The organism is Streptomyces sp. NPDC006544, from assembly GCF_040611715.1.
GTDB lineage: Bacteria > Actinomycetota > Actinomycetes > Streptomycetales > Streptomycetaceae > Streptomyces.
Genome location: NZ_JBEXOV010000154.1, coordinates 1 through 11,618, shown reverse-complemented (window position 1 = coordinate 11,618; position 11,618 = coordinate 1). Strand labels below are relative to the sequence as shown.

Below are 11,618 nucleotides of genomic sequence, written 5' to 3'. Positions count from 1 at the left end.
CCACCCCCCACCCCCCGCACCCCACTTCCGGGGTAGTGGCCGGAAGGGATCGGCGGCATGGCACGCTTGGGGCATGGCCGTTCAGATCAATCCCAGCATCTTGTCCGCCGACTTCGCCCGGCTCGCCGAGGAGGCGAAGGCCGTTCAGGGGGCCGACTGGCTGCATGTCGACGTCATGGACAACCATTTCGTCCCCAACCTCACCCTCGGCGTGCCGGTCGTCGAGTCGCTGAGCCGGGCCACGGACATTCCGCTGGATCTGCACCTCATGATCGAGGACCCGGACCGCTGGGCCCCGCAGTACATCGAGGCCGGCGCGGGCTCCGTGACCTTCCACGCCGAGGCGGCGGCCGCGCCCGTGCGGCTGGCGCGGGAGATCCGGGCCAAGGGGGCTCGGGCGTCCATGGCGCTGAAGCCCGCGACGCCGATCGAGCAGTACGAGGACATCCTCCCCGAGCTCGACATGCTGCTGATCATGACGGTCGAACCGGGCTTCGGCGGCCAGCCCTTTCTGGACATCATGCTCCCCAAGATCCGCCGTACCCGGGAGCTGATCTCCCGGCACGGTCTGGAGCTGTGGCTCCAGGTCGACGGAGGGGTCTCGGCCTCGACGATCGAACGGTGCGCGGAGGCCGGCGCCGACGTGTTCGTCGCGGGCAGCGCGGTCTACGGAGCGGTCGATCCGGCGGCCGCCGTACGCACGCTGCGTGAGCAGGCGGGTGCGGCCATCGCGGCGGCGCCCTGGGCTTGCGACCACTGAGACAAGGCTTGGTGAACAGCTCGGTGAACGGGAGCCGTCCAGGCTGATCAACGGCCGCCGGATCTGACAGGATGAACGGCGAGTCGAGAGTGTGAACAGCAGTGAGGAGAACGCGGTGTCTGCAATGTCGGCGGGACGGTCAGCCCTGCGGATGGGACCCGCGGAGCTGGTGCAGGCGGCGGCCATGGCGCGCCGCTTCTACCTGGAGGGGAAGTCCAAGATCCAGATCGCCGAGGAGTTCGGCGTGAGCCGCTTCAAGGTGGCCCGGGTCCTGGAAACCGCTCTGGAGCGCGACCTCGTGCGCATCGAGATCAGGGTCCCTGCCGAACTGGACGCGGAGCGCTCCGACGCGCTGCGCGCGCGGTACGGGCTGCGGCACGCCGTGGTCGTGGAGTCACCGGCCGATGCCACCGAGGACGCTCCCGACCCGGAGAACCTGGGCGCCGTAGCCGCCGATCTGCTGGGCGAGCTCGTCAACGAGGGCGACGTACTGGGACTCGCGTGGGGCCGCTCCACCATTCACATGGCCGCCTCGCTGCACCGGCTGCCCCCCTGCACCGTGGTCCAGCTGACCGGGGTGTACGACGCCGGGACGGCCGAGCGCGGGTCCGTGGAGGCCGTGCGCAGGGCCGCGCAGGTGTCGGGCGGGGACGCGCACCCGATCTACGCGCCGATGCTGCTGCCGGATCCGGCCACCGCGGCCGCCCTGCGGGGCCAGACGGGGATCGCGCGGGCCTTCGAGTACTTCGACAAGGTCACGGTCGCGGCCGTCTCGATCGGCTCCTGGGAGCCGGGGATCTCGACCGTCCACGACATGCTGAGCGACGACGAGCGGGCGCACTACGCCTCGCTGGGCGTCGCGGCCGAGATGTCGGCCCACCTCTTCGACGCGGAGGGCCGCCGGGTCGGGCGGGACCTCGGCGAGCGCTGCATCACCGTGGAGGCCGACCGGCTGCGCCGGATCCCCGAGGTCGTGGCCATCGCCGGCGGGCTGCGCAAGGCCTCCGCGATCGGCGCGGTGCTGCGGTCGGGGCTCGTGACGAGCCTGGTCACCGACACGGCCGTGGCCGATTACCTGCTGACGGAGTCGCAGCCGGGCCTGCGGCCCGCGCTGGAGCGGGCTGACCCCGACGAGTGATTGTTCGGATTGGTCCGATTGTTCGGATCGGCGGCGGTCAAACGCGGACGTGCGATGTTCGCTGATGCGGATGGTGCCGTAATTGAGATCCGAACGGCGGACCGTTCGGCCGCCTGCTGGGCGCATACTGGATGCAATGACTAAGTCCGCAGTACCTCGCCGCCATTTGCCGTCCAGCCCGTTCAAGGCCCCCGTGGAAGCGCCGCTCCGGCACTTCAGCGTCGGCGACCGGGTTACTCACGACGAGCACGGTCTGGGCCGTGTCGTCGCTGTCGAGGAGGGGATCGCTGTCCTCGTGGAATTCGGGCCGGAGGTCCGCAAACGCATCCTGAGTCCGTACACCAAGATGGCCGCTCTCTGAAGCCACCGCGCGACTCGCGGAAAAATCGGATATTTGGCACGATCGGTGCATGATCTTTTGGAACGTGCCCCGATCGTTGCTGCGTGTGCTGGGGGCCTTGTTCCTCTGCACGGCGCTGGTCGGTGCGGCGGGCTGCAGCGGGAAGGACTCCGCGCCTGCCGCGACCACCGGACCGAGCGCCGACAGGACCGCCAGTGCCGGAGCCGAAGCCGTCCCCAGCGGGCCCGGCGCGCCGACGGCTGCGCCCGGATGGGCGAAGGGGATGGCGACGGTACGGGCTGCCGCGCTGCCGCAGCAGGCCCGGGACGTGCTGGTGCTGATCGACAAGGGCGGACCGTACCAGTACCGGCAGGACGGGACGGTCTTCGGGAACTTCGAGAAGGCCCTGCCCCAGCAGAAGCGTGGTTACTACCACGAGTTCACCGTGAAGACGCCCGGTGAGCGGGACCGCGGGGCCCGCCGGATCGTGACCGGCCAGGGCGGGGAGTTCTTCTACACGGACGACCACTACGAGACCTTCAAGGCGGTTCTCCGATGACCCTGGACCCGCAGCCCCTGGCCCCTGCCGTCGCCGCCGCCGAAGAGGCCGGGTGGGCCGTGCTGAGGCTGGACCTGGACGGCGTACGGAGCAAGTCGGAGCTCATGCGGCGGTGCGGGGCGGCGCTGGAGGCGCCGGACTACTTCGGGGGGAACTGGGACGCGCTGGCCGACGCGCTGCGCGATCTCTCGTGGCTGGCGGACGCGCCCGGGCGGCTGGTGGCGGTGACCTCGTGGTGGCCGTTCGCGGGGGCGCGGCCGGCCGACTGGGACACCTTCAACGAGGTCCTCGAAGAGGCCGTGGCGTCGTGGCGGTCGGCCGGCGACGGACCGCTGCGCGTGATCGTGGAGAAGGCGCCGGCCGAGGGCGTTCGGGCACGGCGGAAGCCGGCCCACGACAGCTGACCGACGGCAGCCGACCGGCGCGGAGCGTGCCGGGGGGCTCCGCCCTGGCCCGTCGGGATCCGGGCGGAGCCCGCGCGGAGGCTAGTGCCGCGTCTGGCCCCAGGACCGGACCGGGACCGCGGCCGCGTCGACCGGGGCCAGGACCTCGTCCCGCCGGACGTGGGCGTAGAAGGCGTCCGTGAGGCGGTCCAGCGCCTGCGCTCCGCCCCTCCACGCGTAGACGGTGGGCGTGGCGTCGGGTCTGCTGCTCATGAGGGGTCGGCGGCCTTTCCGGGGCCGGCCACCGCGGTGACGAGGTAGTGCTGCATCTCCTCGATCGCCGTGACGTACGGGCGGATCGCGCCGAAGAACGCGGGGAAGTGCTCGCCCTTGCGGAACCCGTTCAGGTGGGCGTCGATCGAGGTCCAGCGGATGCGCAGGACGTAGCGCTCCGCCTCCTCCTCGCAGCGGGCCAGTTCGTAGTCGATGCAGTCCGGGGAGGCGGCCAGGGCCTCCGCGGCCCTGGCATAGGCGTCCTCGAAGGCGGGCTGGTCGTCCCGTGCGATCCGGTAGCGGATGTATTCGACGGTGGTGGTCATGGTGCGGCCTCTCCCTGGGGTCGGCGGTGGTCGCCGCTGGTCGAAGTCAGGCTTGCGCGATCATGCCGGTCCCGCGGAGCCTTTCGCCGTTGTCACCCGGACTTCCGGGAGTCGGTGACGTCGAGACCCTCGAGGCGGACCCGCCGGGCCCGGTCCGGGGCGTCGCGGACGCGATGGCCGGATCTGGTGGCAGACGGCAGGATTCGGCGGCCGCCGTCCGATATCTGGGTAGCGTGTGCGGGGAGGGCGGGGCAGAGTCCTCCTGGTGCGCGGGGCGTCGTGTGCGCGCTGGGGGCGAAGGCATGGCCGTGGAACGGGAGAAGATCCCCCTCGTGGGGGACCGGGTCCACGGCCGGTCCCCGCGGTCGCGTCGGGTATGGGATCTAGCTGGTCGCGGGGGAGGCCCACATGGCTCGCGTTGTCCTGCCGGAGGAGAACACGGCGGAAATCTCGGAATGGATCGACGCCCTGATCTCGCTCCTCTTCGAGTCGTTACCCCGGCGGGACCAGCGAAACTGGGCCCGCGTCTATGTGAACGGCCTCGTGCGCGCCAGCGGAAAGAAAACGATCCGCAACCTCGCCGGAGCGGGAGCCGGCGCGGTCGAACAGAGCCTCCAGCAGTTCATCAGCAAATCCCCCTGGGACTGGACCCCCGTGCGCCGGTCCCTCGCCCAGCACCTGGAACGCACCGCGCAGCGCCCGCTGGCCTGGGTGGTCCGGCCGATGGTCATCGAGAAGGCGGGCGACCGCTCGGTCGGTGTCGGCCGGCAGTTCGTCCCGCAGCTCGGCCGCACCGCCAACTGCCAGCAGGCCGCCGGGATCTGGCTCGCCTCCAGCGAGGCCGGCTTCCCCGTCGAATGGACCCTCACCCTCCCCGAGCCCTGGACGGCCGAACCCCTGCGCCGTCGGCGGGCGGGCATCCCCGACACCGCACGCTCGCTCACTCCCGCGCAGGACGCCGTGCACGCCGTCCAGCGGATGTCCGCCACCTGGCAACTCCGGCGCAGGCCCGTGGTGATGGAGGTGGCGCCCGGTGAACTCCAGCGGTGCATCGCGTCCTTCGCGCTCCAGGACATCCCCTTCGTGTTCAAGGTGGACGGCACCCTGCCCGTCTCCTTCGGCGGAGCGGGACGCCTGAAACCCGGACCGCACACGGCCCCCGCCCGCGAGCTCATCGACTCCCTGCGCTCCCGGCGCCGCGTCGTCGAGTGGACCCGGCCCGGCCGCTCCGAAGGGGCGGTGACCCCGCTGGCCTCCGCTGCCGTCTTCGTCACCCCCGCTGAGGACCGGCCCGCACCCGCTCCGGCCACCCCGCTCCTGCTGGTCGGGGCATGGACCGAAGCGGCCCCGCTGCCCTCGGAATTCTGGATCACCAACATCGGCGACCGGTCGCTCGCGCAGCTGTTCCATCTCGCCCGGCTCGCCGACCGGGTCGCGCTCGATTTCGCCGAGGTGTGCGAACCCGCCGGCATCCGCGATTTCGAAGGCCGCTCCTTCCGGGGCTGGCACCACCACGCCACCCTCGCCAGCGTCGCCCACGCCGCGACGCTGCTGGGCCCGCGCGGACGGCCGTCCGCTGGGCACCCCGGGCCGCCCCCCGCGGCCGCCCCGCACCCCGGTGCGAGCGCGCGAACCGGCGCCACCCGCGCCGGCCCCGTGCCCCCGGCGTTCCCGCCGCGCCCCGCTCTCCCCGCGTCGCAGAGCGCGCCGCGCGCGTCCCTCCGCTGATGCCCGGGATCGCGGCGGGGCGGGCCCTACGGGGCTGCGGGGCGGGAAAGTGGAGCCAGCGCCCCCATCAGGGCCCACGCCAGCGCCACGCCACGGCCCCGCGAGCCCCCGCGAACCGCTCGGAAGCCCCCGAAGGACCAAAGGCCCGTAGGAATCGACCATCCGGATCCATTCGTCCTGGAGGATCGCCCCGGGCGGTGTGAAGGCCATGTCGTGGGAGAATGAAGTACGTGCGTTCCTCGGCTGCCCTGTCGGGGTCACCTCCGATCGACTGGGATGTTCAGCACGTGCGTTTCCTCAATGACCTGAAGCCGCCGTACGACCTGACGTACGACGATGTGTTCATGGTGCCGAGCCGCTCCGCGGTCGGCTCCCGCCAGGGCGTCGACCTCTCCGCGCCCGACGGCACCGGCACCACCATTCCGTTGGTCGTGGCCAACATGACCGCCATCGCCGGCCGCCGGATGGCCGAGACGGTCGCCCGCCGCGGCGGCATCGTCGTCATCCCGCAGGACATTCCGATCGACGTCGTCACCGACGTCATCTCCTGGGTCAAGACCCGCCACCTCGTGCTCGACACCCCGATCACGCTGGCGCCCACCCAGACCGTCGCCGACGCGCTGTCCCTGCTGCCCAAGCGGGCGCACGGCGCCGGTGTCGTCGTCGACGCCGACGGCCGCCCCGTCGGCGTCGTCACCGACCACGACCTGACCGGCGTGGACCGCTTCACGCAGCTCTCCGAGGTCATGTCGAAGGAGCTCCTGCTCCTCGACGCCGACATCGACCCCCGCGAGGCGTTCAACAAGCTCGACGCCGGCCACCGCAAGCTGGCCCCCGCCGTCGACGGGGACGGCAGGCTCGTCGGCATCCTCACCCGCAAGGCCGCGCTGCGCGCGACCCTGTACACCCCCGCGACCGACGCCGACGGCAAGCTGCGCATCGCCGCCGCGGTCGGCATCAACGGCGACTTCGTGGCCAAGGCCAAGCAGCTGCTCGACGCGGGCGTGGACACGCTCGTCATCGACACCGCGCACGGCCACCAGGAATCGATGATCAGCGCGATCAAGGCCGTCCGGGCGCTCGACCCGCAGGTCCCGATCGTCGCCGGCAACATCGTCGCCGCCGAGGGCGTCAAGGACCTGATCGACGCCGGCGCCGACATCATCAAGGTCGGTGTGGGCCCCGGCGCCATGTGCACCACCCGCATGATGACCGGCGTGGGCCGCCCGCAGTTCTCCGCGGTCCTGGAGTGCGCGGCCGAGGCGAAGAAGTACGGCAAGCACGTGTGGGCCGACGGCGGCGTCCGTCACCCGCGCGACGTGGCGATGGCACTGGCCGCCGGCGCGTCGAACGTCATGATCGGCTCCTGGTTCGCCGGTACGTACGAGTCCCCGGGCGACCTGCAGCAGTCGGCCGACGGCCGCCTGTACAAGGAGTCGTTCGGCATGGCCTCGGCGCGTGCGGTGCAGAACCGCACCTCGGAGGAGTCCGCCTACGACCGTGCCCGCAAGGGCCTCTTCGAGGAGGGCATCTCCACCTCGCGGATGTTCCTCGACCCGGCCCGCCCGGGCGTCGAGGACCTGATCGACTCGATCATCGCGGGCGTCCGCTCCTCCTGCACCTACGCGGGCGCGGCCTCCCTCGCGGAGTTCGAGGAGAAGGCCGTCGTCGGCATCCAGTCCGCGGCGGGCTACGCCGAGGGCAAGCCGCTGCACGCCAGCTGGAGCTAGTGCCGCGACAGGCAGCGTTCGCCCCGTCGCGACGCCCTCGACGGTTCCCCTCCCGTGGCCCCCGGCCGTCCCCCGCGGACGGCCGGGGGCCACGGGCGTTCCCGGGCTGCGACGGTCCGGCCGGGATCCCACGGGCCGACCGGTCACCGATGGTCCGGCCGGTCCTCCACGCGCGGAAGGAGGAGGGCCGGCCGGAACAGGGCGGGGCGGAGCGGGGCGTCTCAGCGGCGGGGAATGCGGTCGGGCGGGCCCGAACTGTGCACTCCCGCCCGGTATTTGGGAATGCGGACCGTGATCTTCATGCCCGCGCCGATCCCCGTCTCGATGACGAGCCCGTGGTCGTCCCCGTAGACCTGGCGCAGCCGTTCGTCCACATTGGGCAGCCCGACGCCCGAGGAGGAGCCCGGGTGCTCGCCGGCCAGGATCCGGCGGAGCAGGGCCGGATCCATCCCGACGCCGTTGTCCTCGATGGTGATCAGCGCCTCCGCGCCCGCGTCCCGGGCCGCGATGGTGATCCGGCACTCCTCGGTGGAGTCCTCCAGGCCGTGCTTGACCGCGTTCTCCACCAGCGGCTGCAGGCACAGGAAGGGCAGCGCCACCGGCAGCACCTCCGGGGCCACCTGCAGGGTCAGCTTCAGCCGCTCCCCGAACCGGGCCCCGGCCAGCGCCAGGTACTGCTCGATGGAGCGGAGCTCCTCGGCCAGGGTGGTGAAGTCCCCGTGCCGGCGGAAGGAGTAGCGGGTGAAGTCCGCGAACTCCAGGAGGAGGTCCCGGGCCCGTTCCGGATCGGTGCGCACGAACGAGGCGATCGCCGCGAGGGAGTTGAAGATGAAGTGCGGGGAGATCTGCGCGCGCAGCGCCTTGATCTCCGCCTCCATCAGCCGGGTCCGCGACCGGTCCAGCTCGGACAGCTCCAGCTGCACGGAGACCCAGCGCGCGAGCTCGGTCGCGGCCCGCACCAGGACCGCCGACTCCCGGGAACCGTAGGCCACCAGCGCGCCCAGCATCCCGTCCTCGCCGGTCAGCGGGGCGACGACCGCCCACTTCAGCGGGCAGTCGGACCGCTCGCACTCGGTCCGTACGCTCTGGCTGCGCCCCGACTCCAGCATCACCGCGACCCGTGCCATGGCGTGGCACTGGTGGTGGCCGGCGCCCGGGCCGTCCCAGGCGAGGACGTGTTCGCGGTCGGTCAGGCACAGCGCTTCGGTGCCGAGCAGCGAGCGCAGCCGCTTGGCGGCCTTGCGGGCGGCGTCCTCGGTGAGCCCGGCGCGCAGCGGGGGAGCGGCGAGCGAGGCGGTGTGCAGGGTGTGGAAGGTGGCCCGTTCGACGGGGGTGCCGAGATCGAGGCCGAGGGCGCGCTCCCCGCGCCGGGCATGGCGGCGGCCGCCCGCCCAGCCGAGGCCCAGCAGCAGCGGGGCGCCGGCCGCCGCCAGGATCGAGAGCACTGCTCCGCTCATGGAGCACCGCCCGCGCCGCTGCCGCCCGCGCCGTCCGTCTGGCCGCCGCCCCGGCCGTGCCGGCGTCCGCCCGCGCCGCCCGCACCGCCCCCGCCGCCGACGCGGACCTCCGCGCCGCTCGCCGCGCCGCTCGCGACCTCCTCCGGCAGGTGCAGCCGCGCCAGCGTCGCCGCGGTCCCCGCCGGGATCCGCGCGGGCGTGGCCAGCGACATGACCACCATCGTCAGGAACCCCAGCGGCACCGACCACACCGCCGGCCACGCCAGCAGCGTGTTCGCCCAACCCGCCGGAGCCAGCCCGGCCCGGGTCGCCAGCACCGCGCTCAGCGCCGCCCCGCCCCCCGTCACCAGCCCGGCCACCGCGCCCGGCGGCGTCAGCCCGCGCCACCAGATCCCCAGCACCAGCAGCGGGCAGAACGAGGACGCCGACACCGCGAAGGCCAGCCCCACCGCGTCCGCCGCCGGCACGTCCGCCGCCGCCACGCTCCCGGCCAGCGGGACCAGGATCGCCACGAGGACCGCCACCCGGAAGCTGCGCACCCCGCGCGAGGGCAGCACGTCCTGGTGCAGCACCCCCGCCACCGCCATCGTCAGCCCCGACGCCGTCGACAGGAACGCGGCGAACGCGCCACCGGCGAGCAGCGCCCCCAGCAGTTCCCCGGTGAGCCCGCCCACCATCCGGGCCGGCAGCACCAGCAGTGCCGCGTCCGCCTCGCGGGTCAGGGCCAGCTCGGGGGCGTAGATCCGGCCCAGCGCCCCGTACACCGGCGGCAGCAGGTAGAACGCGCCGACCAGCCCCAGCACCACCGAAGTGGTGCGCCGGGCCGCCCGCCCGTTCGGGCTCGTGTAGAAGCGGACCGCCACGTGCGGCAGCCCCATGGTCCCGAGGAAGGTGGCCAGGACCAGCCCGTACGTCGCGTACAGCCGCAGCTCCGGCCGGTCACCGGACAGCGGCTCCGACCAGCTGGACACCCCCGGCCCGGCGTCCGCCGACGTGCCGGGCACGGGGGAGTCCGGGGCGAAGGCGAGCCGCGCGCGGGCCCGTACGACATGCTGTCCGGCGCCCAGGGTCACGGGCTCCTCCGCGTACGCGCGCCCGTCGACCTGACCGGTCACCGTCACCGTCAACGGCGCGTCCAGGGACAGGCGTACGTCCTCGGCGAGCGTCACGGCGGTGTGGGCGCGCAGGACCGCGGGGGCGTCGAAGGTGGCCCTCGGTGCGCCGTCCCCCACCCAGGCCCCCAGCAGGAAGAACACCGGGACCAGCAGGGCGGTCAGTTTCAGCCAGTACTGGAAGGCCTGGACGAAGGTGATGCTGCGCATCCCGCCGGCCGCCACCGCCACCGTCACCACGCAGGCGACGACCACCCCGCCCACCCAGTGCGGGGCCCCCGTCAGGATCTCCAGCGTCAGGCCCGCACCCTGCAACTGCGGCAGCAGGTACAGCCAGCCGACCCCGAGCACGAACAGCACCGCGATCCGGCGCACCGCCCGCGATTCGAGCCGGGCCTCGGCGAAGTCGGGAAGGGTGTAGGCGCCCGAGCGGCGCAGCGGGGCCGCGACCAGGACGAGGAGCACCAGGTATCCGGCGGTGTAGCCCACCGGGTACCAGAGCATCTCCGGGCCCCGGAGCAGCACTAGGCCGGCGACGCCGAGGAAGGAGGCGGCGGACAGGTACTCGCCGCTGATGGCCGCCGCGTTGAGGCGGGGGCCGACCGTGCGCGAGGCCACGTAGAAGTCGGAGGTGGTCCGGGATATCCGCAGACCCAGCGAACCGACCAGCACCGTGGCCAGGACGACGACGGCGACCGCGGTCAGCGCGTACGTCTGGTTCACCGGTGGGTCCTTCGGCCGGGGGCGGGGTCACGGGAGTCTACGCATGCCCCGGGCCGGTCGACAGGCCCTCCCGCCGGCCCTTTTCCGCAGGCCGTCCGGCCCGTCCGGCCCGTCCCGCCCGTCCCGCCCGTCCGGATCCCGTCAGTGCGCGGGGTCGCGGTGCTCCACGCAGTCGCGCAGGGCGATCTCCAGCTCCACGTACGATTCCTCCGCGCGCCGGAAGGCCAGCGTCAGCGCCGCCTCCGCCCTCGGCGGCACCTGGCCGCGCGCGCCCTCGTGGGCCTCGTACAGGACGTCGGCCCACCGGGCGGCCGCGCTGCGCAGGCGGGCCAGCAGGGCCTCGGCCTCGGCCGGCCCGGCCGGACGGGTGCGGGGCAGTCCGGTCAGGGCGTCCAGCAGCGCCTGGATCTCGGACATCTCTTCCTCCCGGGGCGGAAGATCCACGATAAGCGGGGCCGGGCGGGCGGAGGGCCGCCCGGGCCACCCTTGCGGCCGACGGCCGCGGCGGATCGCCGTAGGCCCCTCCCGGCGCGGTGAACGGCGCGCCCGCGCGCCGGACGGTCATCGCGGCCGGTGCCCGGTGCTCGGTCCGCAGCGCTCGGCCCGCGGTGTCCGGCCCGCCGTGTTCGGCCCGCTGTGTGCGGTCCGCCGTGTTCGTACGCGGCGCTCCGGGTCCTCGTGTGCGCGTGCCGCGCGCTCAGCCCGTCGCCTAGCGCATCAACAGGTCCCGCAGCTCCCGCGCGTGCCGCCGGCTCACCTGGAGTTCGGCCGGCCCGACGCGGACGGTCGTCGTGCCCGCGTCCAGGCGCAGTTCGTCGATGCGGGCCAGCGCCACCAGGTGGCGGCGGTGGATCCGGACGAACCCCCGCGCCGCCCACCGCTCCTCGAGGGTGGCCAGCGGGATGCGGACCAGATGGCTGCCCTCGTCGGTGTGCAGCCGGGCGTAATCGCCCTGAGCTTCCACGTAGGCGATGTCGGCGATCGCTACGAAGCGGGTGACACCGCCCAGTTCGACGGCGATCTGCTCGGGCGCGCGGTCGGCGGCGGGCACGGCGGCCTCGGCCACCGGCCCGCGCGCCTCCGCCCCGG

General features: G+C 73.4%; 13 protein-coding genes. 7 read left to right on the top strand and 6 right to left on the bottom strand.

Features of this window, described 5'->3' with window-relative positions; translation table 11 throughout:
• Positions 1 to 73 precede the first annotated feature (73 nt).
• The 5 genes from rpe to ABZY44_RS35770 all read left to right on the top strand — a co-directional run bounded on the left by rpe (position 74) and on the right by ABZY44_RS35770 (position 3,201).
• Positions 74 to 760, top strand: coding sequence for a ribulose-phosphate 3-epimerase (gene rpe, locus ABZY44_RS35790; RefSeq protein ID WP_356661383.1), 687 nt, complete (start codon positions 74 to 76; stop codon positions 758 to 760).
• A gap of 124 nt (positions 761 to 884) precedes the next feature.
• Complete coding sequence (locus ABZY44_RS35785; protein WP_356661385.1) at positions 885 to 1,898, top strand: sugar-binding domain-containing protein; 1,014 nt, start codon at positions 885 to 887, stop codon at positions 1,896 to 1,898.
• Between the two features lie 136 nt (positions 1,899 to 2,034).
• Positions 2,035 to 2,259, top strand: coding sequence for a hypothetical protein (locus tag ABZY44_RS35780; protein ID WP_112452447.1), 225 nt, complete (start codon positions 2,035 to 2,037; stop codon positions 2,257 to 2,259).
• Positions 2,260 to 2,308: 49 nt separating this feature from the next.
• Positions 2,309 to 2,797, top strand: a complete 489-nt coding sequence (locus ABZY44_RS35775) for a ribonuclease domain-containing protein (RefSeq protein ID WP_356661381.1) — start codon at positions 2,309 to 2,311, stop codon at positions 2,795 to 2,797.
• The gene (locus tag ABZY44_RS35770) at positions 2,794 to 3,201 is read left to right on the top strand and encodes a barstar family protein (protein WP_356661379.1); all 408 of its coding nucleotides are present in this window, start codon (positions 2,794 to 2,796) and stop codon (positions 3,199 to 3,201) included. The genes ABZY44_RS35775 and ABZY44_RS35770 overlap by 4 nt, the downstream gene beginning before the upstream one ends.
• 81 nt (positions 3,202 to 3,282) lie before the next feature.
• Here ABZY44_RS35770 and ABZY44_RS35765 read toward each other — a convergent pair whose 3' ends face one another.
• Positions 3,283 to 3,453: a hypothetical protein gene (locus ABZY44_RS35765; RefSeq protein ID WP_356661377.1), complete on the bottom strand. Its 171-nt coding sequence runs from the start codon at positions 3,451 to 3,453 to the stop codon at positions 3,283 to 3,285.
• Positions 3,450 to 3,779: an antibiotic biosynthesis monooxygenase family protein gene (locus tag ABZY44_RS35760; protein WP_356661375.1), complete on the bottom strand. Its 330-nt coding sequence runs from the start codon at positions 3,777 to 3,779 to the stop codon at positions 3,450 to 3,452. The genes ABZY44_RS35765 and ABZY44_RS35760 overlap by 4 nt, the downstream gene beginning before the upstream one ends.
• A gap of 408 nt (positions 3,780 to 4,187) precedes the next feature.
• On the opposite strand from ABZY44_RS35760, the gene ABZY44_RS35755 reads away from it, so the two are divergent.
• On the top strand, positions 4,188 to 5,507 hold the full coding sequence (locus ABZY44_RS35755; RefSeq protein ID WP_356661373.1) for a transposase: 1,320 nt from the start codon (positions 4,188 to 4,190) through the stop codon (positions 5,505 to 5,507).
• Positions 5,508 to 5,728: 221 nt separating this feature from the next.
• Positions 5,729 to 7,237 (top strand): GuaB1 family IMP dehydrogenase-related protein, encoded by a 1,509-nt coding sequence (locus tag ABZY44_RS35750; protein ID WP_356661371.1) that lies wholly within the window; start codon positions 5,729 to 5,731, stop codon positions 7,235 to 7,237.
• 221 nt (positions 7,238 to 7,458) lie between these two features.
• On the opposite strand, the gene ABZY44_RS35745 is transcribed toward ABZY44_RS35750, so the two are convergent.
• The 4 genes from ABZY44_RS35745 to ABZY44_RS35730 form a co-directional block, all read right to left on the bottom strand.
• Positions 7,459 to 8,694, bottom strand: coding sequence for a histidine kinase (locus ABZY44_RS35745; protein WP_356661369.1), 1,236 nt, complete (start codon positions 8,692 to 8,694; stop codon positions 7,459 to 7,461).
• A complete protein-coding gene (locus ABZY44_RS35740) occupies positions 8,691 to 10,529 on the bottom strand; it encodes a cation acetate symporter (RefSeq protein WP_356661367.1) in 1,839 nt (612 codons plus the stop codon). The genes ABZY44_RS35745 and ABZY44_RS35740 overlap by 4 nt, the downstream gene beginning before the upstream one ends.
• 141 nt (positions 10,530 to 10,670) lie before the next feature.
• Complete coding sequence (locus ABZY44_RS35735; protein WP_356661365.1) at positions 10,671 to 10,946, bottom strand: hypothetical protein; 276 nt, start codon at positions 10,944 to 10,946, stop codon at positions 10,671 to 10,673.
• Between the two features lie 292 nt (positions 10,947 to 11,238).
• The coding region (locus tag ABZY44_RS35730) for a LytTR family DNA-binding domain-containing protein (RefSeq protein WP_356661363.1) at positions 11,239 to 11,618 on the bottom strand (380 nt) is incomplete at its 5' end.